General features: G+C 67.6%; 1 protein-coding gene. It reads left to right on the top strand.

Annotated elements, in window-relative coordinates; translation table 11 throughout:
• The first annotated feature begins 269 nt into the window (after window positions 1–269).
• A complete protein-coding gene (locus K304_RS0120585) occupies window positions 270–1019 on the top strand; it encodes a hypothetical protein (protein WP_027765263.1) in 750 nt (249 codons plus the stop codon).
• Window positions 1020–1535: the final 516 nt, after the last annotated feature.

Genomic DNA, 1535 nt, shown 5'->3' with positions numbered 1-1535 from the left:
CCCGTCGTCGACCAGCCCGTCGTCGACCAGCCCGTCGTCGACCAGCCCGTCGTCGACCAGCCCGTCACCCGCATCTGGAGAGCAGAGCGCGCGGAGCACAGCAGACCAACCTCACCAGACACGAAGGTCACACGTACGGGGGAAACATTTCCGCAGGTCACGCCATGCGGGGCTATTCTCCGGCGCGCAGAGTCCACGCACACCTGAAAGCAGACCCCGCGCACGCTCGGCGAACACCCGTGGCAGAGGCGGGAGAAGGGCGGCCCTCGATGCCGACGACCACGGCCCGGCGCAACCACGCGATGACGAGCCGGGACCTGGAGATCCTGCAATGGGTCGGCAGGTGGCGGGCCATCACCTGCGACCAGGTGGCGCGGGAGTTCGACCGGCGCGCAGGAAGTACGCGGCGCCGCGAGGTCTACGAGCGCCGACTGCGCGCGCTCAACGCCCTGGGCCTGCTGCGGCAGTCCAGGCCGCTGGGCGACCGGCCCCGCGTCCACTGGCTCTCACGAGCCGGGATGACGGCCGCCGGCATCGACGGCACCCCGGCGTCGCCGGGCGTCGCGGAACTCGTACACGACCTTGAGGTGATCGAGCTCGCAGACCACCTGACGAAGATCCAGCCCGACCACCATCTGATCACCGAACAGGAGATCCGACGCGCCGAACCGAACCCCTCCTCCGGCCCCGGCGCCCGGCTGCGCTCCGACGTCGAGATCGGCGCCGGCCGCGGAACCGGCGGCCGCGCCTTCCCCGATCTTGCATCCGTCGTCACCAACCCCGACGGCAGCGAGCAAGTGTGGGTCCACGAGCTGGAACGCGCCCGCAAAGGCCGCGCCCGACTGATGACGATCATGCTCTCGTACGCCTACGCCGAAAACGTGAACGGCGTCGTCTACTGGGCCTGGCCCGACCTCGTCGACCTCCTGGAGAGCGTGGCAGTTGAAGCCAACCGGGCAGCCGAGGCAGCAGGCCTACGGCCGTGCGTCATCGTCCGACCCTGGCGCCCCCAACTCTGACGACCCGGCCTGCGGGGTGTGCTCCAAGGCGTGCTGCCGAGTCTGCTCGTTCCCTGCCCGCACAACGGGTTGACAGTGTCGTTGAGCTGGTCGAGGAACTGCGAAAGGTTCTGACCGTGGCATGTGGTCATGGTCGCCGTCGCCGGGCTGTTCACGAGTGCCTCCGCTCAGCGCCGCTCTCAGTCATCCGGTCTCTCCGGTGAAGACTGCCACCCGGATCAAGACAGCGCGCACGATACGGGGCGGCTTCCATCGCAGTGGGATCGGGCACGGACTTGCTGGCCTTCGAGGTACCCCTGCTACACGAAATTGCCGAGGGTCGGAGGGGGATACAGAGCTAGGGAAGCGAACCGATCGGTTCCGTCGAAGCGGTTTCGGAGAGCTTCAGGTCGTCGACGTTCGTGACCGCTCTGAACAGGTGCTAAGAGCTCGTCTCATTTGGCGAGTCTGCGGTAGCAGATGAGGGTGCAGGCGATGCTGGTGAAGGCGAGGAAGTGGTCGGCTTTGCGTTCGTAG

The organism is Streptomyces sp. CNS606 (assembly GCF_000426325.1).
The sequence above is the reverse complement of the archived record's forward strand: the minus strand, read 5'-3'. Positions and strand labels throughout refer to the sequence as shown.